This is a genomic window from Nocardioides pini, assembly GCF_026712185.1.
Classification (GTDB): Bacteria; Actinomycetota; Actinomycetes; order Propionibacteriales; family Nocardioidaceae; genus Nocardioides; species Nocardioides pini.
Window position 1 is genome coordinate 235,937 of record NZ_JAPPUX010000002.1, and the last position, 26,472, is coordinate 262,408.

The following is a 26,472-nucleotide window of genomic DNA, read 5'->3' on the forward strand; positions in this document are numbered from 1 at the left end:
TTGGCCCTGCGCCGGGGACCGCGCGACGTGACGTGCGCGACTTGTCAGGCTCTCCCTGAGCCTGTCGGCCCGTGCACGGCCTGACAAGTTCAGGGATCCCCGGCCGGCCGGGGATCGCTCGAGCGGCCGCGACGTCAGCGCGACAGCGGGGTCCCGCACACGTCGAGGGCGTGCTGCTCGACGGCGGCCATCGCGTCGACGGTGCGCTGCGCACCGACGGCTCGGGCGGCCGCCTCGATGTCCTCCCGCGCGTCGGCGTCGAGCCCGGCGGGCGGCTCGTCGGCCCGGTACGTCGACGGGTCGACGTCGTGCGCGTCGAGCGACTCCTCGAGCCGGCGGAGCGGCTCCACGACGGCCGACCACTCGTCGGCGATGTCGCGCGGCGCCTCGGCGGCGAGTGCCTCGTAGTCGTCGAGGGCGTCGAACACCGCGCCGGCGTCGTCGGAGGCAGCCACGTCGGTGAGGTCGGCCTGGTGGTCCTCGACCACCTCGCAGTAGTTGGCCTGCGGGTCGCTCGAGCAGCCGGTCACCGCCAGGCAGGCCAGGCAGGACACGCAGGCCAGGAGGACCGCCGGACCGGGGAGCTTCACGCCCCCAAGCCTCGCACGGCGTCGTTGCCGCGCCGGGCGGCGTCGCGGAGGGCACCCACGTCGGGGCCGGCCCGCAGCACCTCGCGCGAGGAGCTGGGCAGCGCCCACCGGGCCGCCGAGCCGAAGATGCGCGCCACGTCGTCGACCGTGCCGCCCTGCGCGCCGAAGCCCGGGACGAGGAGCGGACCGTTCACGTCGAGGTCCTCGTCGGTGTCGCCGATCGTGGCGCCGACGACCGCGCCGAACGACCCGACCGGCTCGGCCCCCGCGTTGGCGGCCCGCAGGTGGGCGAGGATCGTCCCGGCGACCGTGCCGTCGCCGGTGCGGGCGTGCTGCACCTCGGGACCCTCCTTGTTGGAGGTGAGGGCCAGGACGAACAGGCCGCCGCCGTGGCGCCGGCACGCCTCGAGCATCGGGTCGAGCGAGCCGAAGCCGAGGTAGGGGCTGGCGGTGACGGCGTCGGAGCCGAGCGGCGACGTGGGGTCGAGGTACGCGTCGGCGTAGGCCTGGCTGGTCGAGCCGATGTCGCCGCGCTTGGCGTCCATCAGCACCAGCGCACCGGCGGCGCGGGACTCCGCCACCACCCGCTCGAGGACGGCGACGCCGCGACTGCCGAAGCGCTCGTAGAACGCGCTCTGCGGCTTCACGACGCCGACCACCGGTGCGACCGCCTCGACCACCGTGAGCGCGAACCGCTCGAGCGACGCCACGTCGTCGTCGAGGCCCCACTCGTGCAGCAGCGCCGCGTGCGGGTCGATGCCGACGCAGAAGCGCCCGCGCTCCTCGATCGCGTGGGCGAGGCGGGTGCCGAAGGGGGTCATGCGTCCTCCTGGAGGGCTCGGAGTGCGAGGGCGGCCCGCAGGCGGGCCACCGTGGTCGGGTCGTGGAGCAGCGCGGTGCCGACCTGGACGGCGCTCGCACCGGCGTCGAGGTAGGCGCCGGCCGACCTCAGGTCGTGCACGCCGCCGCACCCGATGGTCGGGACCGCGGGCAGGGCACGGTGGACCTCGGCGACGCAACGCAGCGCGATCGGGGCGATGGCGGGGCCGCTGAGGCCGCCGGCCCGCCCGTCGGGGAAGGCGGCGGGCACGGCGTTGCCGACGACGACGGCGCTCGCGCCGGCCTCGTGGCACGAGCGCGCGCCCTCGACGATGCGGGAGACGTCGGGACGCAGCTTGGCCAGGACGGGCCGGTCGGTGGGGAACTCGCGGCGCACGGCCGCGATCACGCTGGCCGAGTGGTAGGGCTCGCGGACCTCGAACAACGCGGCGCCCACCTCGTCGGGGGCGCCGACGTTGACCTCGAGCCCCGCGACGCCGGGGGCACGGCTGAGCCGGCGCGCGAGGTCGGCGTACTCCCCCATCGTCGAGCCGGCGATCGACACGAAGACCCGCGCGCCGGCGCGCACCAGCCAGGGCAGCTCGGTGGCGAGGAAGTGCTCGAGCCCGGGGTTGGGCAGGCCGACGGCGTTGACGAGGCCGCCGGGCACCTCGACGACCCGCGGGCCGGGACCGCCGGCACGGGCGTCGAGGGTGATCGAGCGGGTGACGAGGTCGAGGCCGGCCAGCCCGTCGGGTCCGGCGTACGGCTCGAGCTCGCGGCCGGTGCCCCCGCACCCGGCGGCGACCATCACGGGGCCCGGCAGCTGCGCGCTCACAGCACCTGCCCCAGCGCGTCCGGGAGCGCGTCCCACCGGATCCGGTCGCCGCGCACGACGGGGCCCTCGGCGCAGGCCCGCACGACCCGCTCCACCCCGTCCTCGCCGACCACGGGGAGGGGACACCCGTGGCAGAGGCCGGTGCCGCACGGGGTCGGGGTCTCGACCGCGACCTGGCTCCAGGCACCGGCGCGCTCGGCTGCCGCTGCCACGCTGCGGAGCACCGCGTGGGGGCCTGCCGCGTAGACGACGTCGGCGTCGCTGCGCTCGACGAGGCCCGCGACGTGGTCGGCGACGGTGCCGCGCTGACCGACGGAGCCGTCGGCGGTGAGGACGGTGACGGACCGGGCCGAGCGCCTCGCCTCCAGCGCGGACAGCAGGTGCGCCTCGTCGGGCGCGGAGACGACCAGCGAGACCGCGCACCCGCGCTCGCGCAGGCGCTCGGCGAGGGGGAAGAGCGGGGCCGCGGCGTAGCCCTCCCCGACGAGCAGGCACGAGACGGCGACCTTGGGCAGCGCGAACGGCCGGCCGAGCGGACCCGTGATCGCGATCCGCGCGCCGACGGGCTGGGCGGCGAGCCAGGTGGTGCCGCTCCCCCGCGCCTCGACCACGACGTCGAGCGTGGGCCCGAACGCGCTGGACGCCCGCACCCGGTGCACCCACAGGGCTCGCCGGGCCACGTGCCCGGCCACGCTGACGGCGACGAAGTTGCCGGCGCGGAAGCGCTCGGGCACGCCCGGCGCGGTGAGGGTGAGATGGCGGTAGCCGCCCACGCGCTTGGTGGCGACCACCTCGCCGTCGACGTGCACGCTGGGGTGGCTGCCGTCGACCGGTCCCCGCTCGTCAGCCATCCGTGGCGAGACCCCGCACGATGCGCCGGGGCCACAGCGGGCCCTCGTAGACGAACGCGGTGTAGCCCTGCAGCAGGTCGGCACCGGCCGCGAGCCGTCGCCGGGCGTCGTCGACGGTCGTGATGCCACCGACGCCGACGAGGGTGAGGTCGGGCCCGACGCGGTCGCGCAGCAGGCGTACGACGTCCTCCGACCGCTGGGTGAGCGGGCGTCCGCTCAGCCCGCCGGCCCCGACCTCCTCGACCCGGGACGCCGGCGTGGCCAGGCCGTCGCGACTGACCGTCGTGTTGGTGGCGATGATGCCGTCGAGCCCGGTGGCGAGCGCGAGGTCGGCCACGGCGAGCACGTCGTCGTCGCCGAGGTCGGGCGCGATCTTCACCAGCAGCGGCACCCGGTCGTCGAACCGCACCTCGTCGGCACGGCGGCGGACGGCCGCCAGGATCGGCTCCAGCTTCTCCACGGCCTGCAGGTCCCGCAGCCCGGGCGTGTTGGGCGAGGAGACGTTGACGACGAGGTAGTCGGCGTAGGGGGCGAGCAGCCCGGCCGACTTCTCGTAGTCGCGGGCGGCCTCGTCCTCGGGCACGACCTTGGTCTTGCCGATGTTCACCCCGAGGACGGTCGACCCGCCGCCGGCACGCCAGGCCGCGAGCCGACGGGCGACGACCTCGGCGCCGTTGTTGTTGAAGCCCATCCGGTTGACGATCGCCCGGTCGTCGGTGAGCCGGAACAGCCGCGGCCGCGGGTTGCCGGGCTGGGCCTCGCCGGTGACCGTCCCGACCTCGACGTGCCCGAAGCCGAGCGCGGCGAGCCCGTCGATGCCGACGGCGTTCTTGTCGAAGCCGGCGGCGAGGCCGAGCGGGTGGGGGAAGGTCAGGCCGAGCGCCCGCACCGGCGCCGCCGGCACCCGGACGGCCCGCGACGTGAGCGGCGCCGCCGTCCGGATCGCCCGGAACGCCGCGTGGTGGATCCGCTCCGCGTCGACCCGGGTCAGTGCCTGCTCGAAGAGGACGTCGTAGGGCCGCACCGTCAGGCGTCCCCGCCGGAGCGCGCGAGTGCGGCCCAGTCCTGCAGCGAGCGGACGCCGATGTCGCCTCGGCGCATCGCCTCCAGTCCCTGCACCGCGGCCCCGAGGCCCTGGATGGTGGTGATGCACGGGATGTCGGTGAGGACCGCCGCCGTGCGGATGTCGTAGCCGTCCGCGCGCGGCGAGCCGCCGCTCGTGGCGCCGTGAGGCGTGTTGATCACGAGGTCGACCTCGCGGTCGCGGATCAGCCCGACGATGGTCCGCTCGCCGCCCGGGCCCTCGCCCTCGGACTGCTTGCGCACCACCGTGGCCTGCACGCCGTTGCGGCGCAGCACCTCGGCCGTGCCCGCGGTCGCGAGGATCTCGAAGCCCATGTCGGCGATCTGCTTGACCGGGAAGATCATGTGCCGCTTGTCCCGGTTCGCGACCGACACGAAGACCTTGCCCGACAGCGGCAGCGAGCCGTAGGCCGCTGCCTGCGCCTTGGCGAAGGCCGTGCCGAAGAAGGCGTCGAAGCCCATCACCTCACCGGTCGAGCGCATCTCGGGTCCGAGCAGCGCGTCGACGGTTCGGCCGTCGGAGGTCTTGAAGCGGTCGAACGGCATGACCGCCTCCTTGACCGCGATCGGCGAGCCGTCGGGCAGGTGCCCGCCGTCGCCCTCCGCGGGCAGGACGCCGGCGGCGCGCAGGTCGGCGATCGTCTCCCCCAGCATCACCCGGGCCGCGGCCTTCGCCAGCGGCGTGGCGGTGGCCTTGGAGACGAACGGCACCGTCCGCGACGCGCGCGGGTTGGCCTCGAGGACGTAGAGCACATCGGAAGCGAGCGCGAACTGGATGTTCAGCAGCCCGCGCACCCCGAGCCCGCGGGCGATGGCCTCGGTCGAGCTGCGGATCCGGTCGATCTCCTCCCGCCCCAGGGTGATCGGCGGCAGCGCGCACGACGAGTCGCCGGAGTGGATGCCGGCCTCCTCGATGTGCTCCATGACACCGCCGAGGAAGAGCTCCTCGCCGTCGAAGATCGCGTCGACGTCGATCTCGACCGCGTCGTCGAGGAAGCGGTCGACCAGCACGGGCTGCCGCTCGTTGATCAGCCCGTTGGCGACGTAGCGCTCGAGGTACTGCTCGAGGGCGGCGTCGTCGTAGACGATCTCCATCCCGCGCCCGCCGAGGACGTAGGACGGCCGCACGAGGACCGGGTAGCCGATCTCGTGGGCGATCCGCTGCGCCTGGGGGTACGACGTCGCGGTGCCGTGCTTGGGAGCGGGCAGGCCCGCGTCGGCGAGGACGCGACCGAAGGCGCCACGCTCCTCGGCGAGGTGGATCGCCTCCGGGGTGGTGCCCACGATCGGCACCCCCGCGTCGGCGAGGCCCTGCGCGAGGCCGAGCGGCGTCTGCCCGCCGAGCTGGCACACGACTCCGGCCACCGGGCCGGCCTGCTGCTCGGCGTGGACGATCTCGAGGACGTCCTCCAGCGTCAGCGGCTCGAAGTACAGCCGGTCGGAGGTGTCGTAGTCGGTGCTCACCGTCTCCGGGTTGCAGTTCACCATGATCGTCTCGTAGCCGGCCTCGGCCAGCGCGAGCGAGGCGTGGACGCAGCTGTAGTCGAACTCGATGCCCTGGCCGATGCGGTTGGGCCCGGAGCCGAGGATGATCACGGCCTCCTTGCCCTCGGCGCGGGGCTGCACCTCGGTCTCCTCGTCGTAGGACGAGTAGTGGTACGGCGTGCGCGCGGCAAACTCGGCCGCACAGGTGTCGACGGTCTTGAAGACCGGCCGGATGCCCAGCGCGTGCCGCACGCCGCGCACCACGTCGGCGGACAGGCCGCGGATCTTCCCGACCTGCTCGTCGGAGAAGCCGTGCCGCTTGGCGAGGCGGAGCAGGTCGGGCGTCAGCTCGGTGGCCTCGATGAGCTGCACGGCGACCTCGTTGATCAGCGCGAGCTGGTCGACGAACCACGGGTCGATGGCGGTCGCGTCGAAGATCTCCTCCGGCGTCGCGCCGGCCCGGATGGCGTCCATGACCTTCTTGAGCCGGCCGTCGTGCGGGACCTTGATCTCCTCGAGCAGCGACGCCTTGTCGAGCTCGACGTACTCCTTGTGCCAGTCGAACGGCGCGTGCTTGCTCTCCAGCGAGCGCAGCGACTTCTGCAGCGCCTCGGTGAAGTTGCGGCCGATGGCCATCGCCTCACCGACGGACTTCATGTGGGTGGTCAGCGTCGGGTCGGCCTCGGGGAACTTCTCGAAGGCGAACCGCGGCACCTTGACCACGACGTAGTCGAGGGTCGGCTCGAAGGAGGCGGGCGTCTCCTCGGTGATGTCGTTCTGGATCTCGTCGAGGGTGTAGCCGATCGCGACCTTCGCCGCGATCTTGGCGATCGGGAAGCCGGTCGCCTTCGACGCCAGGGCGGAGGACCGCGAGACGCGCGGGTTCATCTCGATGACGATGAGACGCCCGTCGGCCGGGTTGACGGCGTACTGGATGTTGCAGCCACCGGTGTCGACGCCGACGGCGCGGATGATGCCGATCGCGAGGTCGCGCATCTTCTGGTACTCGCGGTCGGTCAGCGTCATCGCGGGTGCGACCGTGATCGAGTCGCCGGTGTGGACGCCCATCGGGTCGAGGTTCTCGATGGAGCAGACGATCACGCTGTTGTCGGCGCGGTCGCGCATCACCTCGAGCTCGTACTCCTTCCAGCCGAGGATCGACTCCTCGAGGAGCACCTCGGTGGTCGGGCTGGCGTCGAGGCCCGCCCCGCCGATGCGCCGCAGGTCGGTCTCGTCGTAGGCCATGCCGGACCCGGTGCCGCCCATCGTGAAGGACGGGCGGACCACCATCGGGTAGCCGAGGTCGTCGGCCGCGGCGAGCAGGTCGTCCACCGAGTGGCAGATGACGCTGCGGGCGGACTCGCCGCCGAGCTGCTCGACGATCTTCTTGAACTGCTGGCGGTTCTCGCCGCGCTCGATCGCCTCGATGGACGCGCCGATCAGCTCGACGCCGTACTTCTCGAGGACGCCGGCCTTGTCGAGGGCCATCGCGCAGTTCAGCGCGGTCTGCCCGCCCAGGGTGGCGAGCAGCGCGTCGGGACGCTCCTTGGCGATGACCTTCTCGACGAACTCGGGCGTGATCGGCTCGACGTAGGTCGCGTCGGCGAACTCCGGGTCGGTCATGATCGTGGCCGGGTTGGAGTTGACCAGGACGACCCGCAGGCCCTCCTGTCGCAGCACCCGGCACGCCTGGGTGCCGGAGTAGTCGAACTCGCAGGCCTGGCCGATGATGATCGGCCCGGAGCCGATGACCAGGACGCTCTCGATGTCGGTGCGCTTCGGCATCTCAGGCCTTCCCTTCCATCAGCGCGGTGAAGCGGTCGAAGAGGTACGCCGCGTCGTGGGGGCCGGCGGCCGCCTCGGGGTGGTACTGGACGGAGAAGCTCGTGAGCCGGCCGTCGGCGTCGCGGAGCTCGAGGCCCTCGACGACGTCGTCGTTGAGGCACACGTGGCTGACCGACGCCTCGCCGAACTCGGTGGTGGTCGAGCCCTCGAGCGGGGCGTCGACCGCGAACCCGTGGTTGTGGGCGGTGACCTCGACCTTGCCGGTGGTGCGGTCCATCACCGGCTGGTTGATGCCCCGGTGGCCGTACTTCAGCTTGTAGGTGCCGAAGCCGAGCGCGCGGCCGAAGAGCTGGTTGCCGAAGCAGATCCCGAAGTAGGGGATGCCGGCGCGCAGGGCGTCCTGCAGCAGCCGCACCTGGCCGGTGGTGGCCGCGGGGTCGCCCGGGCCGTTGGAGAAGAACAGCCCGTCGGGGCTCAGGGCCTGCACGTCCTCGATGGTCGACGTGGCCGGGAGCACGTGCACCTCGATGCCGCGCTCGCTCATCATCCGCGGGGTGTTGGACTTGATGCCGAGGTCCACGGCGGCGACGGTGAAGCGCTTCTCACCCTGTGCGGGAACGACGTAGGCCTCCTGCGTGGAGACCGCCTCGCTGAGGTTGGCGCCGGCCATCTCGCCCGACTCCCGCACCCGGTCGAGCAGGCGCCGGGGGTCGGTCTCCGTGGTCGAGATCCCGACCCGCATCGCACCGCGCTCGCGCAGGTGGCGGGTCAGCGCGCGGGTGTCGACACCGCTGATGCCGACGACGCCCTGGTCGCGCAGGTCGTCGTCGAGGCTGCGCACGCTGCGCCAGTTCGATGGCACGCGCGCGGGGTCGCGCACGACGTATCCGGCGACCCAGATCCGGGAGGACTCGGGGTCCTCGTCGTTCATGCCGGTGTTGCCGACGTGCGGGGCCGTCATCACGACGACCTGGCGGTGGTAGCTGGGGTCGGTCAGGGTCTCCTGGTAGCCGGACATGCCGGTGGAGAAGACCGCTTCGCCGAAGGTCTCGCCCTCGGCTCCGAACGACTCACCGCGAAAGGTGCGCCCGTCCTCGAGGACCAAGAGCGCTGCGGTCAGATTTCTGGCAGGCGGAGCCATGCCGTACCTCCTTCTCCGCCTCACGGGACGGATCGTTAAAGGATGTTCGAGCCGCCGCCGACCCTACCAGCGCCACCGCTCCCGGACGGCATCGTGTCGGCCTGTCGAGACAGGACCGCGGCACCGCCTCACCACGGCGTCAGCGCCAGCTCCGGGCCGTCCCAGCGTCGCCGCAGCCAGCGGTCGTGGGAGGCGAGGACGACGCCTCCCGCCGCGGACGCGAGCGCCTCCTCCAGCTCCCCCGCGAGCGCGAGCGAGACGTGGTTGGTGGGCTCGTCGAGCAGCAGGAGGTCGGGGGCGCCCGCGATCGCGACCGCCAGGCCCAGCCGCCGGCGCTGCCCGACCGACAGGCTGCCGACGGGCGTGCGGTGGTCGCGCGGGTGCAGCAGCCCCAGCTCCCGCAGCGCCGGGGCGCCGGGCAGGTGCCGGACGGCGTCGTCGTACGTCGCCAGCGCGGAGCGACCCGGATCGGTCACCTCCGGGTCCTGGGTGAGCTCGCGGACCGTGCGCGCCGAGACGGCGACCGTGCCGCCGGTGGGCGCCAGGCGGCCGGACAGGGTGCCGAGGAGCGTGGACTTGCCCGACCCGTTGGGGCCCGTCAGCAGCAGGTGCTCCCCCGCGGCGAGGTCGAGGCGCTCGAGGCGCAGCCGTCCCTCGACCTCGAGGTCGCGGACCTGCACGAGCCGCCCGGTCGCCGGTGCGGTCAGGTCGCCGCGGAAGGCGAGCGGGGCCGGTGGCTTGCGCACCTGCTCGCGCTCGGCGACCTCGAGCCGGCGCTGGGCGTCCTTCTTCCTGCGGGCGAGCGTCTGGTCCACGCGGCCGCCCTTGAAGGAGTAGATGTACTTGTCGCCGTCGGTCGGGCCCCGGTCGTGCGCGATCGCCGACGTCCCGATGCGGGTGGCCTCGCGCAGCCGGGCGATCTCCTCCTGCTGCGCGGCGAAGGTCTCCTCCCAGCGCCGACGGGCGTCGGCGCGAGCGGCCTCGTACGCCGACCACCCGCCACCGAAGCGGCGGCCACCGTTGCCGTCCGTGCCCAGCTCGCCGGCGTCGAGGTCGACCAGGTCGGTGCACACGTCGTCGAGCAGGACCCGGTCGTGGCTGGCCAGCACGACGACGCCGGGCAGCTCCCGCAGGAAGCCGGTCAGCACGTCGATCGCGTCGTCGTCGAGGTGGTTGGTGGGCTCGTCGAGCAGCAGGCAGGACGGTCGCGTGGTCATGATCGTCGCGAGGGCGAGCCGGGTGCGCTGGCCGCCCGAGAGGGTGCCGACGACCCGCTCGGTCCCGATGTCGGCGAGCCCGAGCCGCGCCGCTGCGACCTCGGCGCGCCGGTCGGCGTCCCAGGCGTCGTGCGCGACGGCCGCCTCGAGCGCCCGCTCGTACGCTGCGTCACCGTCGGGGGTGCCGACCAGGGCGGCGAGCCGCTCGACGTCGGCGACGGCCGTGCGCAGCGGCGCGAGGGTCATGGCGAGGACCTCGGCGACCGTGGCGGTGTCGCGGAACGGCGGCTCCTGGCCGAGCAGCACCAGGTCGTCGGGGACGGTCACGGAGCCCGCGACCCGGGCCCGGGCCGGCAACCGTCCGGCCACTGCCCGCAGCAGGGTCGACTTGCCGGCGCCGTTCTCGCCCACGAGGCCGATGCGGCGACCCGGCTGGGCGAGCAGGTCGACGCCGGACAGCACGGTGCGGTCGGGGTAGGACACGGAGAGCCCCGAGACGACGAGGGGCGCGAGGCCGGACGGCGTGGTGGTGCCCCGGAGCGCGGCGGACGAGGAGGAGGCAGACATGCGGAGCCCTTCGGCTGGTTCAGGAGGACTCGCCGGGCATCGGGCGCACTGGTGCGCCGCCGCGGACGCGAGTCGGGTCAGTCCTGGATCCACATGATGACCATCAGCCTACGTGGTCCGGGCCGGAAGGCCCACCGATTAACGGCCGCCGGATGCCACGCTGGGCGCATGGGTGATCGCATGCGCGTCGTCGAGGTCGAGCGAGCCGTCCGTGCGGTGCGCGAGCACTGCAGCTCCCTCGACCGGCCGCGGGTGGTGACCAGCGGCAACTTCGCCTCCCCCGTGACGCTGCTCGGCCCGCTGCTGGCCGAGCTGCCCTCGGCGCGCCTCCACGCGCTCAACGCGCAGCACGACCTGCCCATGCACGACGGGGTCGTCCCGGAGACGACGTTCGTCGGTCCCGGCTTCCGCCGCCACCCCCGGCTGGCGTACGTCCCCTGCCGGCTCTCGATGGTGCCGCGGCTCTTCAACGGGCCGCTGGCCCCGGACGTCGTCGTGGTGCACACGACGACCCCGCGCGACGGGGAGGTGTCGCTCGGGCTGGAGGTCAACGTGCTGCCCGCCGCCATCGAGGCAGCCCGGGAGCGCGGTGCGCTCGTGGTCGCCCAGCTCAACCCGCGGATGCCGTGGACGTTCGGCGACGCGGTGCTGCCGCTCGACGCGCTCGACTTCGGGGTGGAGGTGGACGCCCCGCTGACCACCCACGTCGCCCGCCCGCCGAGCGACGACGCGCGGCTGATCGGCGCCCGCGTGGCCGCCGAGATCGGTGACGGCGCGACCCTCCAGGCCGGCATCGGGGAGGTGCCCGACGCCACCATCGGCGGTGTGCTCGAGCGTCGCGGGCTCAAGGTGTGGACCGAGATGTTCAGCGACGGGGTGCTGGTGCTCGAGCGGGCCGGCGCCCTCGATCGCGGCACCCCGGTGCGCACGTCGTTCGTGTTCGGCAGCCAGGAGCTCTACGAGTGGGTCGACGACAACCCGCGGGTGCGGATGCTGCGCACCGAGACCACCAACTCCCCCGCCGCGATCGCGCAGCAGCCGGCGATGACGTCGATCAACACCGCGTTGCAGGTCGACCTGTTCGACCAGGCCAACGCGTCGCGGATCGGCGCCCGGATCTACAGCGGCTTCGGCGGCCAGACCGACTTCACCGTGGGGGCGAGCCACTCACCGGGTGGTCGGGCCTTCATGGCCCTGCGCAGCTGGCACCCACGCGCTGACGTCTCGACGATCGTGCCTCTGGTCGACGAGCCGGTGACGTCATTCCAGCACGGCGCGGTCGTCACCGAGCAGGGCATCGCCTGGATGTGGGGGCGCAACGAGCGTGAGCAGGCGCACAACCTGATCGAGCACGCCGCCCACCCCCAGGTCCGCGACGACCTCTGGGAGGAGGCGCGCGGGCTCGGGCTGGCCTAGGTGCCGCTCGCCGCTAGGCGACGAACACGCAGAAGATGTGCCCCTCCGGGCTCGCGTAGGCCCGCAGCGGCTCCTCGGGGTCGTCGGTCCGGTCGAAGCGCAGCTCGCCGCCCAGCTCGAGGACCAGGTCGTGCACCGCGTCCAGCGCGGACCGCGACGGGACCGTGGTGTCGAGGTGCGACACGGACGGGTGGCCCGGCTCGGGCCAGCGGCTCGTGGTCAGCTCCTCGACCTCCTGCACCGCCAGGGCCCGCCGGCCGTCCGGGTGGGTGAGGACGAGCCAGTCCTTGTCGTCGACGTCGCCCTCGTCCGGGGCCTCGTCGCCGGGGCGGTACGTCAGCCCCAGCAGCATCCGCCAGAACTCCGCCTCCGCGCGCACGTCGCGGGCGTCGAGGACGGTGTGCAGCAGCTGCGGGACCGCCGGCGGGAAGTCGGCCGGGTGGGCGTGCGCGGCAGGGTGGCCGGCGGGGCTGGCGGCGCTCTCGGGGTCGGTGGCCATCACCCGACCCTACGGCGTGTGAAGATCGCGTCATGAGCGCTCGACCCGAGTGGATCCAGGTGTTCCTCGACACGCCCGCTGACGCCTACGAGGACGCCGTCACGTTCTGGTCCGCGGTGACCGGATGGACGCCGTCCGAGCGACGCGGCGAGGACGGCCAGTTCCTCACGCTGCTGCCGCCGGCCGGGTCGGCGTACCTGAAGATGCAGGCGGTCGACGGACCGGCCGGTGTGCACCTCGACCTCGACTCGGCGGACCGTCCCGCGGCGGTCGCGCTCGCCCGTGACCTCGGTGCGACGCCCGCGTGGACGTACCACGACGTCGAGGTCATGCGCTCACCCGGCGGCCTGCTGTTCTGCCACACGCTGCTCGACGGCGGGCCGAGCCTGGTGCGCAACGGGGCGACCGTCCTCGACCAGGTGTGCCTCGACATCCCGGCCGCGCACTGGGAGTCGGAGGTGGAGTTCTGGTCCGACCTGACGGGTCGCGTCCCGGAGGTGGGCAGCCTCCCCCAGTTCGCCCGGATGGTCGAGGACGGACGGCTGCGGATCCTGCTGCAGCGGCTCGACGAGACCGACGGGCCGGTCCGGGCGCACCCCGACCTCGCCACCGCCGACCGGGAAGCCGACACCGCGCGTCACCGGAGGCTCGGCGCGGAGGTCGTGTCGGTGAACGCGTTCTGGACCGTGCTCACCGCTCCCGCCGGCCAGGTCTACTGTCTGACCGACCGCGACCCCGCCACGGGGCGCGCTGCCGGGGTGTGACCGAGCCCACCGCCCTTGGCCGTCCCGCTCTGCGTACTGTCGGTAGGTGACTTCTCGCCGCCGTTCCCTGCCCGTCCTCGGCCTCGTCCTCGCCGCCTCGCTCGCACCGGCCGCCGTCGTGGTCCCGGCGCAGGCCGCTGGTCTCGCGCTGCCCGTCCAGTGCGAGACCGGCGCCGAGACGGTACTGGCGTGGGACGACGTGAGCTACGACCTGCGCGGCACCTGCGGCGTGGTCCGGGTCAGCGCGGACCACGCGACCGTCACGATGCCGGCCGCCACCCGCCTCGTCCTCGAGGGCACGGGCAATGCGGTGAGCGCGAAGCCGCTCCTCGACGTGGAGGTGACCGGGGCGGGCAACAGCCTCACCACCCCGTCCGTGCGGTCCCTGACGGTCACGGGTGCCGGCACCACGGTGACCGTCTCCGGCCTCGTCGAGTCGGCCGAGCTGTCGAGCACCTCCTCGACCCTCACGGCCGACGTCGTCAACGTCGCACGGCTCCGCGGCGCCGACGCCCTCACGGCCCGCAAGGCCTACCGCACGCGGATCACCGGTTCGGACAACGACGTCGACCTGCGGCGCGCCGACCGGCTGGTGCTCACCGGGGACCGCAACGCCGTCACGGTCGCGCGCGGTCGTACGACGCTGCGCGACCGTGGCGAGGGCAACGTCCTCGACCTGCGCCCCCGGCGTCACCGCTGATCCTGCCGCCACCACGCCCGCCCTGGCCAGTGAGTCTCTGGGCGACTCACTGGCCAGTGGCGCGGCGGCGACGAGCACGCGACACGCCCGGGATGCACGGTGAGTCTCTGGCCGACTCACTGGCCAGTGCGGGGGTACGCCGGCTCAGGCGAGCGCGCCGTCGCGCACCGTCACCCGGCCGCCGTACACCGTGTGCACGACCCGCGAGGCCAGGCTCCGCCCGTGCCACGGGTTGTTGCGCGAGAGCGATGCCGAGGCGTCGCGGTCGACGGTGACCGCGGCGTCGGGGTCGACCAGCACGACGTGGGCCGGCGAGCCCGGCTCGAGCGGCTGCCCCTGGTCGGCCAGGCCCGCGATCCGGGCCGGCGTCGTCGACATCACGCGCGCGACGTCGGCCCACGACAGGTCGGGCAGCGCCGTGCGGACCACGCCGAGCGCGGTCTCGATGCCGAGCATGCCGAAGGCCGCGTCGACGAACGCGTGCTCCTTGTCGTGACGGGCGTGCGGCGCGTGGTCGGTCGCGACCGCGTCGATCGTCCCGTCGGCGAGCGCCTCGCGGAGCGCGTCGACGTCCTCCTGCGGACGCAGCGGCGGGTTGACCTTGTAGGTCGGGTCGTAGCCGGTGAGCAGGTCGGTCGTGAGCAGCAGGTGGTGCGGGGTCACCTCGGCGGTCACGTCGATGCCCTGCGCCTTGGCCCAGCGCAGCACCTCGACGGAGCCGGCGGTGGAGACGTGGGCGACGTGGACCCGCGAGCCGGTGTGCCGGGCGAGCATCACGTCGCGGGCCACGATGACCTCCTCGGCGATGCCCGGCCAGCCGGGCAGCCCGAGCCGGCCGGAGAGCTCGCCCTCGTGGCAGCAGGCGGCCGGGCCGGCGAGCGCCGGGTCCTGCGAGTGCTGGGAGACGACGCCCCCGAACGCCTTGACGTACTCCAGCGCGCGACGCATCACCCGCGCGTCGTGGACGCACTTCCCGTCGTCGGAGAAGACCTTCACGGCAGCGCGCGACCGGTGCATCAGCCCGAGCTCGGCGAGCTCCTCGCCGGCCAGCCCGCGCGTCACGGCGCCGACCGGCTGCACGTGCACCAGCCCCGCCTCGCGCCCGAGCTCCCAGACACGGGTGGCGGCCTCGGCGGTGTCGGTGACGGGCGAGGTGTTGGCCATCGCCAGGACTGCGGTGTAGCCGCCGAGCGCGGCGGCCTGGGAGCCGGTGAGGATGGTCTCGGCGTCCTCGCGGCCGGGCTCGCGCAGGTGGGTGTGCAGGTCGACGAGCCCGGGCAGGGCGACGAGGCCCTCGGCGTCGATCGTCTCCGCACCGGACGGCGCCTCGTCGACGAGGACGCCCGCGTCGTCGACGTACAGGTCCCGGGTCTGCTCGCCGAGCAGCGAGGCTCCCTTGATCACCAGCGACATCAGGCAATTCCTCCCCGGGTGTCCCCGGCCAGCAGGTGGTAGAGCACGGCCATCCGGATCGCCAGGCCGCTGGAGACCTGCTCCAGCACGACCGACTGGGCGGCGTCGGCGGCGTCGGCGGCGATCTCGAGGCCGCGGTTCATCGGACCCGGGTGGCAGATCGGGACGTCCGGCTTGAGCAGTCCGAGACGGCTGCGGGTCAGGCCGTAGCCGACGGTGTACTCGCGCGGGCTCGGGAAGAACGCTCCCGACATCCGCTCGCGCTGCACGCGCAGCATCATCACGGCGTCGGCATCCGGCAGGACGGCGTCGATGTCGTACGACGTCTCGAAGCCGGCCGACGCCGACCAGGCGCCGATCCCGCTCGGCATCAGGGTGGGCGGCGCGACCACGGTCACCCGGGCACCGAGCCGGGTCAGGCACTGGACGTTGGACCGGAACACCCGGCTGTGGGTCAGGTCGCCGATGATCGCGACGTGGCGCCCCTCCAGCGAGCCGAGGTGGCGCTGAAGGGTGTAGGCGTCGAGCAGCGCCTGGGTCGGGTGCTCGTGCATCCCGTCGCCGGCGTTGACGACCGCCGCGTCGACCCACTCGCTGACCTGGACGGCGGCGCCGCTGGCCGGGTGGCGGATGACGAGGCCGTCGACGCCCATCGCGCAGACGGTGAGTACGGTGTCGCGCAGGCTCTCGCCCTTGGACGTGCTCGACCCCTTCGCGCTGACGTTGATGACGTCGGCCGAGAGCCACTTGCCGGCGATCTCGAACGACGACCGGGTGCGGGTGGAGTCCTCGAAGAACATGTTGACCACCGTCCGGCCGCGCAGCGCCGGCAGCTTCTTGACCTCGCGGCTCTGCACGTCGTGCATGTCGGCCGCGGTCTCGAAGAGCTGGAGGATCTCGTCGGTCGAGAGGTCGTCGATGGAGAGCAGGTGCTTCACGAGATCGTCACCTCGTCGGTGCCGTCGACCTCGGCGAGCCTCACGCTGACGCGCTCGGCGAGGGCGCTGGGCAGGTTCTTGCCGACGTGGTCGGCGCGGATGGGCAGCTCGCGGTGCCCACGGTCGACGAGCACCGCCAGTCGTACGGCACCCGGCCGGCCGAGGTCGGCAAGCGCGTCGAGGGCGGCGCGGATGGTGCGCCCGGAGAAGAGCACGTCGTCGACGAGGACGACGACCTTCTCGTCGATCCCGCCGGGCGGCAGCGAGGTCTTGTGGGCGCGCCGGGTCGGCTGCGAGCGCAGGTCGTCGCGGTACATCGTGACGTCGAGCTCGCCGACGGCGACGGGCGTGCCCTCGACGGCGGCGATCCTCTCGGCGATGCGCCTCGCGAGGGGCACCCCACGGGTGTGGAGGCCGAGCAGCACCAGGTCGGTGGCGCCCTTGTTGCGCTCGAGCAGCTCGTGGGAGATCCGGGTCAGCGCCCGGGAGATGTCACGGGCGTCGAGGACGGTGCGCTCCGTCCTCTCGGTGTCAGGGACGGTGTCGTCGGGGGCAGGCATCTGCGCGCCGGACCTCCTTCTCCGCCTCACGGGACGGCTCGTTAAAGGATGTCGATCGCAGGCGACCCTAGCAGCCGGCCGGGTCCGGAGCCGGAGCAGGAGTACGCTCGAAGCGAGCGGTACTTTCCGCTCACGCAGGTCAGGAACTCCACATGAGCATCGGCTACGCCACCGCATACCGCGCCGGGATCATCCCGTGGGAGAAGGCGAGCCGACAGGACCGGCCCACCCTCGAGCACCTCCTCGCCCACGAGGAGGCGATCCGGCCCGACCGCGTGTGGCACGCGATCGACCTGGGCTGCGGCCGCGGCGCGAACACCAAGCTGCTGGTGGATCGCGGCTGGGACGCCATGGGCGTCGACAACGTGCGTCAGGCCGTCGACGTCGCCGTGCGCCGCAACGGGCTGGACGACGCCCGCTTCGTCATCGGCGACGTGCGGCACCTCGTGCACTCCGGTGTCGGCAGCAACTTCGACCTCGTCCTCGACGTCGGCTGCTTCCAGAGCCTCGACGACGCGGGTCGCACGCTCGTGGCGGGTGGGGTCACCGAGCTCGCGGCGCCGGACGCCACCATCCTGATGCGCACGGGCGGGCCCCGGGCCTTTCCCGTACGACCGAAGCAGGTCGTCCGCCACGACATCGAGCGGGCCTACCGCGGTTGGACCGTGACCGCCGTCTCGGGTGTGGGCTCGACCGACGCGGGCGCACCGGCCCGGGCATCGGACAGCCGGACCGGCGAGTGGTTCCGGCTGACCCGCACCTGACCAGAGCCTTTGACCAGAGCCAGCGCGAGGACGTGCCCGCTCAGCGCTCCAGGATCGCGACGACGCCCTGGCCGCCGGCGGCGCAGATCGAGATCAACGCGCGACCCGAGCCCTTCTGGGCGAGCAGCTTGGCGGCGACGGGGATGATCCGGCCACCGGTCGCGGCGAACGGGTGGGCGGCCGCGAGCGACGACCCGTTGACGTTGAGCCTGTCGCGGTCGATCGACCCGAGCGGGGCGTCGAGGCCGAGGCGCTCCTTGCAGAACACCGGGTCCTCCCAGGCCGCGAGCGTGGACAGCACCTGCGAGGCGAAGGCCTCGTGGATCTCGTAGTAGTCGAAGTCCTGCAGCGTCAGTCCGTTGCGCTCCAGCATCCGCGGGACGGCGTACGCCGGCGCCATCAGCAGGCCCTCGTGGCCGTTGACGTAGTCGACCGCCGCGGTCTCGGCGTCGACGAGGTGTGCCAGCACGGGCAGGCCCCGCTCCTGCGCCCACTCGTCGCTCGACAGCAGCACCGCGGACGCGCCGTCGGACAGCGGCGTGCTGTTGCCGGCCGTCATGGTCGCGGCCGAGCCCTTGCCGAAGACCGGCTTCAGGGTGGCGAGCTTCTCGATCGTCGAGTCGGGGCGCAGGTTGTTGTCCCGCTCGACGCCGCGGAACGGCGTGACCAGGTCGTCGTGGAAGCCCTCCTCGTAGGAGCGGCCGAGGTTGTGGTGCGAGCGAGCGGCCAGCTCGTCCTGCGCCTCGCGGGTGATCCGCCACTCCAGCGCGGTCAGCGCCGCGTGCTCGCCCATCGAGAGCCTGGTGCGCGGCTCGCCGTTCTGCGGGATGTCGAGGCCGATGTCGCCAGGACGGATGGCGCCGAGCGCCTTGAGCCGGGAGGCGGTGTCCTTGGCGGAGTTGACCTTCATCAGCTTCCTGCGGAGCTTGTCGCTGATCGCGACGGGCGCGTCGGACGTGGTGTCCGTGCCACCCGCGACGCCGGCGTCGACGACGCCGAGCGCGATCTTGTTCGCCACCTGGATCGCCGCCTGCAGTCCGGTGCCGCAGGCCTGCTGGATGTCGGTCGCCGGGGTCTCGGGCGCGAGCCGCGAGCCCAGCACGCACTCGCGGGTCAGGTTGAAGTCGCGCGAGTGCTTGAGCACCGCACCGGCCACGACCTCGCCGAGCCGCTCACCCCGGAGGTCGAAACGGTCGACGAGCCCGTCGATCGCGGCGGTCAGCATCTCCTGGTTGGAGACGCCGGCGTAGACGGTGTTGGACCGGGCGAAGGGGATGCGGTTGCCGCCGACGACGGCGACGGGACGGGTGGTGGGCTGCATGTTCCTATCCTTGCGGGAGAGTCGCCCCCGGCCAACGGCCTGAGGGCCACGTCACGAAAAGTGGACTCGGAGTTACAGCACGCGTTACACATCGACCAGACCGTCCCGTCCCCATCGACGAAGAGGGAACACCGCGACCATGAGCGACCGCTACCAGGGCTTCGTGTCCACCCCGATCGGCAAGCTGCTGGTCAAGAACCTCGGCCTGCCCAGCCCCGTGCGCCTCGAGCGCTGGTCCGACGGCTCGCCGCTGGTGGACGGGCTCGTGGTGCTCGGTGGTGACGGCCGCCTGGCCGAGACCCTCCCGACGACCCTGGACGGGCTCGGCGTCCCCTCGGCCACCACGCTGGAGGAGGGTGCGCGCGCCAAGGCCCTTGTCCTCGACGCCACCGGCATCACCGACACGGCCGGACTCGTCGCCCTGCAGCAGTTCTTCACCCCGCTCCTGCGCCGGCTCGAGTCCTGCCCGCGCGTGGTCGTCATCGGCACGCCGCCGGAGCAGCGCACCGGGTCCGAGCGGGTCGCCCAGCGCGCGCTCGAGGGCTTCACGCGATCCCTCGGCAAGGAGATCGGCCGCGGCGGCACCGTCCAGCTCGTGTACGTCGCACCTGCCGCCGACGGCGCCATCGCCTCCACCCTCGCCTTCCTCCTCTCCCCCAAGTCGGCCTACGTCTCGGGCCAGGTCGTCCGCATCGGAGCCCACGGCGCCGTGACCACCGACGAGGTCGCCGACTGGACCCGCCCCCTGGCCGGCAAGGTCGCCCTCGTGACCGGCGCCAGCCGCGGGATCGGCGAGGAGATCGCCCGGGTCCTGCACCGCGACGGCGCCAGCGTGGTCGGCCTCGACGTGCCGCAGGCGGCCAGCGAGCTGCAGACGCTGATGGCCGAGCTCGACGGCGACCACCTTGTGCTCGACATCACCGCCAAGGACGCCCCGCAGCGCATCGCCCACCACCTGCGCGAGCACCACGGCGGCGTCGACGTCGTGGTCCACAACGCCGGCATCACCCGCGACAAGAGGCTCGCCAACATGACCGACGACCGCTGGAGCAGCGTCATCGCCGTCAACCTCACCGCGCCCGAGCTGATCACCCGCGAGCTGCTCAACGCCGGGGTGCTCAACTCCGGCGGTCGGGTCATCGGCGTCTCCTCGACGTCCGGCATCGCCGGCAACGTCGGCCAGACCAACTACGCGACCTCCAAGGCCGGCGTCATCGGCCTCGTCGACAGCCTGCGCGACGAGCTCGCCGACGGGATCACCGTCAACGCCGTCGCGCCCGGTTTCATCATCACGAAGATGACCGCGGCCGTGCCGTTCGCGACCCGCGAGGTCGGCCAGCGACTCAACGCGATGGCGCAGGGCGGCCTGCCCGTCGACGTCGCCGAGGCGGTCGCGTGGTTCGCCAGCCCCGGGTCGGGCGCAGTCAACGGCAACGTCGTCCGTGTGTGCGGCCAGATGATGCTGGGCGCCTGATGACGGCACCGAGGACGCTCCGGGGCGAGCCCGGCGGACTGACGACGCTGCTCCGGGCCGCGCTGCCGGCGGTGCCGGGCGTCAACCGGCTGCCGGGGATCCGGAAGGGCTCGGCGGGCGACTTCCGCGGTCTGGCCTTCACCCGCGAGGGCGTGGTCGTCGAGCGCGCCCGCGTCGAGGCGTACGCCGCCGTGTGCGGCTTCCCGCGGCGCGACGTCGTGCCCGTGCCGTTCCCGCACCTGCTGGCGTTCCCGCTCCACATGGCGGTGATGAGCGATCCTGCGTTCCCTTACGCCGCGATCGGGATGGTCCACGTCGAGAACGTGATCACGGCGCACCGTGCCGTCGGGATCGGTGAGACGCTCGACGTCACCACCTCGGTCGCCCCGCCGCGTCCGCACGCCAGGGGCGTCCTGCTCGACTTCACCACCACGGTGTCCGCCGCCGGCGAGACGGCGTGGGAGTCCACGTCGACCTACCTGCGCCGCGGTCGCTCGGTCGCCGGCGACCAGGCGCCCGGCCTGGAGGTGCCGGACCCGCCCACGGGCGGCGTCGAGTGGCGCCTGCCCGCCGACCTCGGGCGCACCTACGCCGCGGTGTCCGGCGACGCGAACCCGATCCACCTCCACCCGCTGACCGCGAAGGCGCTGGGCTTCCCGCGCCAGATCGCCCACGGCATGTGGACGCTCGCGCGCTCGGTCGCCGCGATCGAGAACCGGCTCCCGGACGCCGTCACCGTCGAGGTGGCCTTCAAGAAGCCGGTCCTGCTGCCGGGGACCGTCCGCTACGCCGCGCAGCAGGGTGACGCCGGCTGGAGCTTCGCGATGACCAACCCGAAGGACGGCTCGCCGCACCTGCTCGGTCGTACGACACCGGCCTGAGGCAGCGCGGACCGGAGGCTACGAGCGGTCGTCGCGGAGGCGGATCAGACCCTCCTGGGCGACGGTCGCGACGAGCTCGCCCGACTGCGAGAACACCCGGGCCAGGGCGAGCCCGCGGGCGCCGCCGGCGAACGGCGAGAACTGGTCGTAGAGCCACCACTCGTCGGCGCGGAACGGCCGGTGGAACCAGATCGTGTGGTCGAGCGAGGCGGGCTGGAGGCGCGGGGAGGCGATGTGGATGCCGTGCGGCACCAGCGCGGCGCCCAGCAGGGTCAGGTCGCTGGCGTACGTGAACGCCGCCTGCTGGACCGTGGGGTCGGCGGCGAGGTCGCCGTCGACCTTGATCCAGAGCCGGGCTCGAGCAGAGTGCTCGGGGTCCTCCGGCAGTCCCTGACCGGTGATCCCGACGTGCCGGATGTCGAGCGCCGCCCACTCCCGCTCCCAGTGCTCGGCGGCCTCGGGGCCGCGCGAGCGGGCGAGCTCGACCAGCGGCATCCCCTGCTCGGGGCCGGGCACCTCCGGCATCCGGTCCTGGTGCTCGAGCCCGGGCTCGGGGATCTGGAAGTTGGCGGTCATGTAGTAGATCGGCCGGCCGTGCTGGCGCGCCGACACGCGCCGGGTCACGAACGAGCGTCCGTCGCGGATGCGTTCGACGTCGTAGACGATGGGCACGGTCGTGTCACCCGGGCGCAGGAAGTAGGAGTGCAGCGAGTGCAGCACGAACTGGCTCTCGACGCTGCGGGTCGCGGCGACGACCGCCTGCGCGGCCACCTGCCCGCCGAAGACCCGCTGGCGCTCGGTGCGCGCCTGGGCGCCGCGGTAGAGGTCGACCTCCAGCCGCTCGAGGTCCAGCAGGTTCGCCAGCTCGTCGGCGCTCCCCGCCATCAGCGGCCGTCCCAGCCGCCGGCGTCGTCGCCGTCGTCCTTGGACCGGTCGTCGAGGTCGGCGAGGAACGCCTCGAAGTCGCGGCCGATCTCCTCGCCCGTCGGGAGCGGACCGTCGCCGGCCAGCAACGACGTGCCGGCCGCCTCGGCCTCGCGGAAGGAGTCGTACTGCTGCTCGAGCCCGCGGACGACGTCGCCGACCTCGTCGTGGGTCGACAGGTAGCGGTCCACCTCGTTCTCGGTGATCTCGGCGGCCTCCCGGAGCTCGCCGAGGTCGATGGTGAGGTGACCCCCGATCTCGAGGTGCTCGAGCAGCACGAGCGCGGCCTGGGGGTACTCCATCTGGGCCAGGTAGTGCGGGATGTGGGCGACGAAGCCCAGGGCGTCGATGCCCCACTCCCCCAGCCGGATCTCCAGCAGCGCCTGCGCGCTGGCCGGGACGCGCAGCTCGCCCTGCCAGGGGCTCTCGCCGGGGACGAGGTCCGGGCGGTTGGCGTGGGGGGTGATGGCGATCGGCCGGGTGTGGGGCACGGCCATCGGCACGGCGCCCAGGCTGACGACCCGGTCCACGCCGAAGCGCTCGACGACCTCGCGGACGGCGCGGGCGAAGGCCTCCCACTTGATGTCGGGCTCGGGGCCGGCGAGCAGCAGGAACGGCGTACCGCCGGTGTCGCGCAGCGCGCGGACGACCAGCCGGGGTGCCTCGTAGTCGATGTAGTGGTCCCGCACGAAGGTGACCGGAGGCCTGCGGGCGCGGTAGTCGTGGAGCGCGTCGACGTCGAAGGTGGCCACCACCTTGCCGTCCGAGAGGTCGGAGAGGTGCCGCGCGGCCAGCTCCGCGGACTTGCCCGCGTCGAGGAACCCGGTCAGGACGACGACGAGGGTGAGGTCACCGGCGTCGGCGAGCACCTCGGCGTCGTCGACGATGTGCACGAGTCGGTCGGCCATGCCGCCAGCCTAGTGACTCGCGGTCCGTGATCCGACACACACCCGCCCTGGTGGGCAGGCATTGTTACTCAGGGGTAACGTGGGCGCACCCTGTCCCCCTCGTAGCCTGGGAGTAGCCAGTGTCCCGACCACAGCGTGAGGTCGTCTTCGTCGACGGCGTGCGCACCCCGTTCGGCAAGGCCAAGGGCCAGTACGCCGAGACGCGCGCCGACGACCTCGTCATCAAGAGCATCCGCGAGCTGCTCCGCCGCAACCCGTCCCTCCCGCCCGAGCGGGTCGACGAGGTGGCCATCGCCGCCACCACCCAGATCGGCGACCAGGGCCTCACGATCGGCCGCACCGCCGCCCTGCTCGCGGGCCTCCCGCAGAGCGTGCCCGGCTACTCGATCGACCGCATGTGCGCCGGCGCGATGACCGCGGTGACCAACACCGCGTCCGGCATCGCCTTCGGGGCGTACGACGTCGCCATCGCCGGTGGCGTCGAGCACATGGGCCGCCACCCGATGGGCGAGGGCGTCGACCCGAACCCGCGCATCCTGTCCGAGCGCATCGTCAACCCCGACGCGCTCGTCATGGGCAAGACCGCGGAGAACCTCCACGACCGCTACCCCACGATCACCAAGCAGCGCGTCGACGCGTACGCCGTCCGCAGCCAGCAGAAGACGAAGGCCGCCTACGACGCAGGCAAGATCCAGCCCGACCTCGTGCCGGTCGCCACCCGCTCGGCCGAGGCCGGCTGGGGCCTGGCCACCCACGACGAGCCGATGCGCCCCGAGACCACGCTGGAGTCGCTGGCCGGGCTCAAGACGCCGTTCCGCTCGCACGGCAACGTGACCGCCGGCAACGCCGCAGGCATCAACGACGGCGCCACCGCCGCGCTGCTCGCCGACGAGGAGACCGCACGCGAGCTCGGCCTGCCGGTCAAGATGCGCCTGGTCACCTACGCCTTCGTCGGGGTCGAGCCCGAGGTGATGGGCGCCGGCCCCATCCCGGCCACCGAGAAGGCCCTCCGGCTCGCCGGCCTCACCATCGACGACATCGACGCCTTCGAGGTCAACGAGGCCTTCGCCGTGCAGGTGCTCGCCTTCCTCGAGCACTACGGCATCGCCGACGACGACCCGCGGGTCAACCCCTACGGCGGCGCGATCGCGATGGGCCACCCGCTGGCCTCGTCCGGCGTGCGCCTGATGAACCAGCTGGCGCGCCAGTTCGAGGAGCGCCCCGAGGTCCGCTACGGCCTCACCACCATGTGCATCGGCATCGGCATGGGCGGCACCGTCATCTGGGAGAACCCGCACTGGACCGGCCGCACCGACTCGACGGGAGACACCAAGTGAGCACCATCTTCGAGCGCGCACAGGCGATCGTCTCCGACGCCGAGCGCGTCACCCAGGCGCACCTGCGGACCGTCGCCCTCCCGGGCGCGACCATCGGCCTGATCACCCTCGACAACGGCGAGGACCACACCAAGCCCAACACCTTCGGCCCCGCCTCGCTGCTGGCGCTGAACACCGCGATCGACGCGGCCCTGGCCGACGACACCATCGACGCGGTCGCGGTCACCGGCAAGCCGTTCATCCTGGCCGCCGGCGCCGACCTGACCGCCATCCAGGGCGGCGGCCCCGACGCCGTACGCACCGTGGCCGAGCTCGGGCACGCGGTCTTCCGCAAGCTGCAGGACGGCGGCAAGCCGTCGTTCGGGTTCATCAACGGCCTCGCGCTCGGCGGCGGCCTCGAGGTGGCGCTGCACTGCACCTACCGCACCGTCATGGACTCCGCGCCGGCCCTCGGCCTGCCCGAGGTCATGCTCGGTCTCGTCCCCGGCTGGGGCGGCGCCTGGCTGGTGCCCAACCTCGTCGGTGCCGACAAGGCGGTGACGCTGATCATCGAGAACCCGCTCAACCAGGGCAAGACGCTCGGCGGGCAGGCGGCGTACGACTTCGGGCTGGCCGACGCGGTGTTCAACGGCGCCGACTTCCTCGAGCAGTCGCTGCTCTGGGCCGCCTCGGTGCTGCGCGGCGAGACCACCGTCGAGCGCCCCGAGGTCGACCGCGGCGAGGCGTGGGACGCGGCGATCGAGCGGGCGAAGGGCATCGTCGCAGCCAAGACCGGTGGCGGCTCCCCCGCTGCCGCGAAGGCCGTCGAGCTCATCGCCGCTGCACGCGACAGCGACCGCGACACCGGCTTCGCGGCGGAGGACGACGCCCTCGAGGCGATGTCGCAGACCGCCGAGCTGCTCGCCTCGCTCTACTCCTTCGACCTCGTGCAGAAGCGGGCCAAGCGACCCGCCGGCGCACCCGACAAGTCCCTCGCCCGTCCGGTGACCAAGGTGGGCATCGTGGGTGCCGGCCTGATGGCCAGCCAGCTCGCGCTGCTGTTCGTCCGACGCCTCGAGGTGCCGGTCGTGCTGACCGACCTCGACCAGGAGCGCGCCGACAAGGGCGTCGCCTACGTCCACGCCGAGATCGACAAGCTGCTCGCCAAGGGCCGGATCAACCAGGACAAGGCCAACCGCCACAAGGCCCTGGTGTCGTGCGAGACCGACAAGCAGGTCGCCTTCGGCGACGCCGACTTCGTCATCGAGGCGGTCTTCGAGGAGATGGCGGTCAAGAAGACCGTCTTCGCCGACGTGGAGAAGGTCGTGAGCGCCGAGTGCGTCCTGGCGACCAACACCTCCTCGCTGTCGATCACCGAGATGGCCGCCGACCTCGAGCACCCCGAGCGGGTCGTGGGCTTCCACTTCTTCAACCCGGTCGCGGTGATGCCGCTGCTGGAGATCGTGAAGGGCGAGGCCACCGACGACGCCACGCTGGCCACGGCGTTCGCGACCGGCAAGTCGCTGAAGAAGACGACGATCCTGGTCAAGGACAGCCCGTCGTTCATCGTCAACCGGCTGCTCGGCCGCTTCATGAGCGAGGTCGGCCGCATCGTCGACGAGGGCACCTCCGTCGGCGTCGCCGACAGCGCCTTCGCGGGCATCGCGCCGATGCCTCCGTTCGTGCTGCTCTCGCTCGTCGGACCGGCGATCGCGCTGCACAACAACGAGACGCTGAAGGGTGCGTTCCCCGACCGCTTCTACGTCTCCCCCGCCCTCGAGCGGATCGTCGCGGCGAAGAAGGGTGCCTACTACGGCCCCGACGGCCGCCTCGACCCCGAGGTCGAGGAGCTGCTCGAGAAGCCCGAGCACCCGGTCGTGCTGACGCCCGAGGAGGTGCGGGAGCGGACGCTGTCCGGCCTGGCCGAGGAGGCGCGACTGATGCTCGACGAGGGTGTCGTCGCCGCGCCGCAGGACATCGACCTGGCGATGATCACCGGCGCCGGGTTCTCGTTCTGGAACGGCGGGCTGACCTTCCTGCTCGACGTCGCGGGCATCTCCGAGAAGGCGACCGGCAAGCGGTTCCACTGATCGTCTGCGCTCGCCACGGGGCGGTGCGCCAGCCACCTTCCGGGTCTCCGGGACGTGGCTGGGGCACCGCCCCTCGGCGTGTCACGCGCCGACACGCCGATGGGCGGTGAGTGAGCCACGTTCTCGGG

At 73.0% G+C, this 26,472-nt stretch carries 23 protein-coding genes; 8 read left to right on the plus strand and 15 right to left on the minus strand.

Features of this window, described 5'->3' with window-relative positions; all coding sequences use genetic code 11:
- Positions 1-134: 134 nt before the first annotated feature.
- From NYO98_RS07345 to NYO98_RS07380, 8 genes are all read right to left on the minus strand, one after another.
- Entirely contained in the window at positions 135-590 is a 456-nt protein-coding gene (locus tag NYO98_RS07345; RefSeq protein ID WP_268110911.1) for a hypothetical protein, read from the minus strand.
- Complete coding sequence (gene pyrF / locus NYO98_RS07350) at positions 587-1,411, minus strand: orotidine-5'-phosphate decarboxylase (RefSeq protein ID WP_268110912.1); 825 nt, start codon at positions 1,409-1,411, stop codon at positions 587-589. The genes NYO98_RS07345 and pyrF overlap by 4 nt, the downstream gene beginning before the upstream one ends.
- The gene (locus NYO98_RS07355; RefSeq protein ID WP_268110913.1) at positions 1,408-2,247 is read right to left on the minus strand and encodes a nitronate monooxygenase; all 840 of its coding nucleotides are present in this window, start codon (positions 2,245-2,247) and stop codon (positions 1,408-1,410) included. Before NYO98_RS07355 ends, pyrF begins: the two co-directional genes overlap by 4 nt.
- Positions 2,244-3,098 (minus strand): iron-sulfur cluster-binding protein, encoded by an 855-nt coding sequence (locus NYO98_RS07360; RefSeq protein ID WP_268110914.1) that lies wholly within the window; start codon positions 3,096-3,098, stop codon positions 2,244-2,246. Before NYO98_RS07360 ends, NYO98_RS07355 begins: the two co-directional genes overlap by 4 nt.
- On the minus strand, positions 3,091-4,122 hold the full coding sequence (locus NYO98_RS07365) for a quinone-dependent dihydroorotate dehydrogenase (protein ID WP_268110915.1): 1,032 nt from the start codon (positions 4,120-4,122) through the stop codon (positions 3,091-3,093). Before NYO98_RS07365 ends, NYO98_RS07360 begins: the two co-directional genes overlap by 8 nt.
- A gap of 2 nt (positions 4,123-4,124) precedes the next feature.
- Complete coding sequence (carB, locus tag NYO98_RS07370) at positions 4,125-7,451, minus strand: carbamoyl-phosphate synthase large subunit (protein WP_268110916.1); 3,327 nt, start codon at positions 7,449-7,451, stop codon at positions 4,125-4,127.
- A gap of 1 nt (position 7,452) precedes the next feature.
- Positions 7,453-8,592, minus strand: coding sequence for a glutamine-hydrolyzing carbamoyl-phosphate synthase small subunit (carA, locus tag NYO98_RS07375; RefSeq protein WP_268110917.1), 1,140 nt, complete (start codon positions 8,590-8,592; stop codon positions 7,453-7,455).
- A 128-nt stretch (positions 8,593-8,720) separates the two neighbouring features.
- Positions 8,721-10,376 carry an ABC-F family ATP-binding cassette domain-containing protein gene (locus tag NYO98_RS07380; RefSeq protein WP_268110918.1) on the minus strand — a complete coding sequence of 552 codons (1,656 nt, stop codon included), beginning with the start codon at positions 10,374-10,376 and terminating at the stop codon, positions 8,721-8,723.
- A gap of 168 nt (positions 10,377-10,544) precedes the next feature.
- Here NYO98_RS07380 and NYO98_RS07385 point away from each other — a divergent pair, with 168 nt between their 5' ends.
- Positions 10,545-11,792 (plus strand): acetyl-CoA hydrolase/transferase family protein, encoded by a 1,248-nt coding sequence (locus tag NYO98_RS07385; RefSeq protein WP_268110919.1) that lies wholly within the window; start codon positions 10,545-10,547, stop codon positions 11,790-11,792.
- 13 nt (positions 11,793-11,805) lie between these two features.
- Here the strand turns inward: NYO98_RS07385 and NYO98_RS07390 are convergent, their stop codons facing one another.
- Positions 11,806-12,291 carry a VOC family protein gene (locus NYO98_RS07390; protein WP_268110920.1) on the minus strand — a complete coding sequence of 162 codons (486 nt, stop codon included), beginning with the start codon at positions 12,289-12,291 and terminating at the stop codon, positions 11,806-11,808.
- A 32-nt stretch (positions 12,292-12,323) separates the two neighbouring features.
- Between NYO98_RS07390 and NYO98_RS07395 the strand changes: the two genes are divergently transcribed.
- Together NYO98_RS07395 and NYO98_RS07400 are read left to right on the plus strand one after the other, a co-directional pair.
- Positions 12,324-13,055 (plus strand): VOC family protein, encoded by a 732-nt coding sequence (locus NYO98_RS07395; protein WP_268110921.1) that lies wholly within the window; start codon positions 12,324-12,326, stop codon positions 13,053-13,055.
- Between the two features lie 46 nt (positions 13,056-13,101).
- A complete protein-coding gene (locus tag NYO98_RS07400; RefSeq protein WP_268110922.1) occupies positions 13,102-13,755 on the plus strand; it encodes a DUF3060 domain-containing protein in 654 nt (217 codons plus the stop codon).
- 144 nt (positions 13,756-13,899) lie between these two features.
- Here NYO98_RS07400 and NYO98_RS07405 read toward each other — a convergent pair whose 3' ends face one another.
- From NYO98_RS07405 to pyrR, 3 genes are read right to left on the minus strand one after another with little or no spacing between them, the layout of a single operon-like run.
- Positions 13,900-15,168: a dihydroorotase gene (locus NYO98_RS07405; protein ID WP_268110923.1), complete on the minus strand. Its 1,269-nt coding sequence runs from the start codon at positions 15,166-15,168 to the stop codon at positions 13,900-13,902.
- Positions 15,168-16,106 carry an aspartate carbamoyltransferase catalytic subunit gene (locus NYO98_RS07410; protein ID WP_268110924.1) on the minus strand — a complete coding sequence of 313 codons (939 nt, stop codon included), beginning with the start codon at positions 16,104-16,106 and terminating at the stop codon, positions 15,168-15,170. The genes NYO98_RS07405 and NYO98_RS07410 overlap by 1 nt, the downstream gene beginning before the upstream one ends.
- Positions 16,103-16,666 (minus strand): bifunctional pyr operon transcriptional regulator/uracil phosphoribosyltransferase PyrR, encoded by a 564-nt coding sequence (pyrR, locus tag NYO98_RS07415; protein WP_268110925.1) that lies wholly within the window; start codon positions 16,664-16,666, stop codon positions 16,103-16,105. The genes NYO98_RS07410 and pyrR overlap by 4 nt, the downstream gene beginning before the upstream one ends.
- A gap of 152 nt (positions 16,667-16,818) precedes the next feature.
- Here pyrR and NYO98_RS07420 point away from each other — a divergent pair, with 152 nt between their 5' ends.
- Positions 16,819-17,430 carry a class I SAM-dependent methyltransferase gene (locus tag NYO98_RS07420; protein ID WP_268110926.1) on the plus strand — a complete coding sequence of 204 codons (612 nt, stop codon included), beginning with the start codon at positions 16,819-16,821 and terminating at the stop codon, positions 17,428-17,430.
- Positions 17,431-17,470: 40 nt separating this feature from the next.
- Here NYO98_RS07420 and NYO98_RS07425 read toward each other — a convergent pair whose 3' ends face one another.
- Positions 17,471-18,751 carry an acetyl-CoA C-acetyltransferase gene (locus tag NYO98_RS07425; RefSeq protein WP_268110927.1) on the minus strand — a complete coding sequence of 427 codons (1,281 nt, stop codon included), beginning with the start codon at positions 18,749-18,751 and terminating at the stop codon, positions 17,471-17,473.
- A gap of 139 nt (positions 18,752-18,890) precedes the next feature.
- On the opposite strand from NYO98_RS07425, the gene NYO98_RS07430 reads away from it, so the two are divergent.
- Positions 18,891-20,225, plus strand: coding sequence for a 3-oxoacyl-ACP reductase (locus NYO98_RS07430; protein WP_268110928.1), 1,335 nt, complete (start codon positions 18,891-18,893; stop codon positions 20,223-20,225).
- Positions 20,225-21,106, plus strand: coding sequence for a MaoC/PaaZ C-terminal domain-containing protein (locus tag NYO98_RS07435; protein ID WP_268110929.1), 882 nt, complete (start codon positions 20,225-20,227; stop codon positions 21,104-21,106). Before NYO98_RS07430 ends, NYO98_RS07435 begins: the two co-directional genes overlap by 1 nt.
- A gap of 18 nt (positions 21,107-21,124) precedes the next feature.
- On the opposite strand, the gene NYO98_RS07440 is transcribed toward NYO98_RS07435, so the two are convergent.
- Both NYO98_RS07440 and NYO98_RS07445 read right to left on the minus strand, forming a co-directional pair.
- Positions 21,125-21,991 (minus strand): acyl-CoA thioesterase, encoded by an 867-nt coding sequence (locus tag NYO98_RS07440; RefSeq protein WP_268110930.1) that lies wholly within the window; start codon positions 21,989-21,991, stop codon positions 21,125-21,127.
- Positions 21,991-22,938 (minus strand): PAC2 family protein, encoded by a 948-nt coding sequence (locus tag NYO98_RS07445; protein ID WP_268110931.1) that lies wholly within the window; start codon positions 22,936-22,938, stop codon positions 21,991-21,993. Before NYO98_RS07445 ends, NYO98_RS07440 begins: the two co-directional genes overlap by 1 nt.
- Positions 22,939-23,057: 119 nt before the next feature.
- Between NYO98_RS07445 and NYO98_RS07450 the strand changes: the two genes are divergently transcribed.
- Positions 23,058-24,275, plus strand: coding sequence for a thiolase family protein (locus tag NYO98_RS07450; RefSeq protein WP_268110932.1), 1,218 nt, complete (start codon positions 23,058-23,060; stop codon positions 24,273-24,275).
- Positions 24,272-26,344 (plus strand): 3-hydroxyacyl-CoA dehydrogenase NAD-binding domain-containing protein, encoded by a 2,073-nt coding sequence (locus NYO98_RS07455; RefSeq protein WP_268110933.1) that lies wholly within the window; start codon positions 24,272-24,274, stop codon positions 26,342-26,344. The genes NYO98_RS07450 and NYO98_RS07455 overlap by 4 nt, the downstream gene beginning before the upstream one ends.
- Positions 26,345-26,472 lie beyond the last annotated feature (128 nt).

Excerpts from the sequence above, each read along its gene's own strand:
- pyrF (WP_268110912.1), bottom strand. The coding sequence starts at position 1,411 with ATGACCCCCTTCGGCACCCGCCTCGCCCACGCGATCGAGGAGCGCGGG.
- NYO98_RS07360 (WP_268110914.1), bottom strand. The coding sequence starts at position 3,098 with ATGGCTGACGAGCGGGGACCGGTCGACGGCAGCCACCCCAGCGTGCAC.
- carB (WP_268110916.1), bottom strand. The coding sequence starts at position 7,451 with ATGCCGAAGCGCACCGACATCGAGAGCGTCCTGGTCATCGGCTCCGGG.
- carA (WP_268110917.1), bottom strand. The coding sequence starts at position 8,592 with ATGGCTCCGCCTGCCAGAAATCTGACCGCAGCGCTCTTGGTCCTCGAG.
- NYO98_RS07380 (WP_268110918.1), bottom strand. The coding sequence starts at position 10,376 with ATGTCTGCCTCCTCCTCGTCCGCCGCGCTCCGGGGCACCACCACGCCG.
- NYO98_RS07385 (WP_268110919.1), top strand. The coding sequence starts at position 10,545 with ATGGGTGATCGCATGCGCGTCGTCGAGGTCGAGCGAGCCGTCCGTGCG.
- NYO98_RS07390 (WP_268110920.1), bottom strand. The coding sequence starts at position 12,291 with ATGGCCACCGACCCCGAGAGCGCCGCCAGCCCCGCCGGCCACCCTGCC.
- NYO98_RS07395 (WP_268110921.1), top strand. The coding sequence starts at position 12,324 with ATGAGCGCTCGACCCGAGTGGATCCAGGTGTTCCTCGACACGCCCGCT.
- NYO98_RS07405 (WP_268110923.1), bottom strand. The coding sequence starts at position 15,168 with ATGTCGCTGGTGATCAAGGGAGCCTCGCTGCTCGGCGAGCAGACCCGG.
- pyrR (WP_268110925.1), bottom strand. The coding sequence starts at position 16,666 with ATGCCTGCCCCCGACGACACCGTCCCTGACACCGAGAGGACGGAGCGC.
- NYO98_RS07420 (WP_268110926.1), top strand. The coding sequence starts at position 16,819 with ATGAGCATCGGCTACGCCACCGCATACCGCGCCGGGATCATCCCGTGG.
- NYO98_RS07425 (WP_268110927.1), bottom strand. The coding sequence starts at position 18,751 with ATGCAGCCCACCACCCGTCCCGTCGCCGTCGTCGGCGGCAACCGCATC.
- NYO98_RS07430 (WP_268110928.1), top strand. The coding sequence starts at position 18,891 with ATGAGCGACCGCTACCAGGGCTTCGTGTCCACCCCGATCGGCAAGCTG.
- NYO98_RS07435 (WP_268110929.1), top strand. The coding sequence starts at position 20,225 with ATGACGGCACCGAGGACGCTCCGGGGCGAGCCCGGCGGACTGACGACG.
- NYO98_RS07440 (WP_268110930.1), bottom strand. The coding sequence starts at position 21,991 with ATGGCGGGGAGCGCCGACGAGCTGGCGAACCTGCTGGACCTCGAGCGG.
- NYO98_RS07445 (WP_268110931.1), bottom strand. The coding sequence starts at position 22,938 with ATGGCCGACCGACTCGTGCACATCGTCGACGACGCCGAGGTGCTCGCC.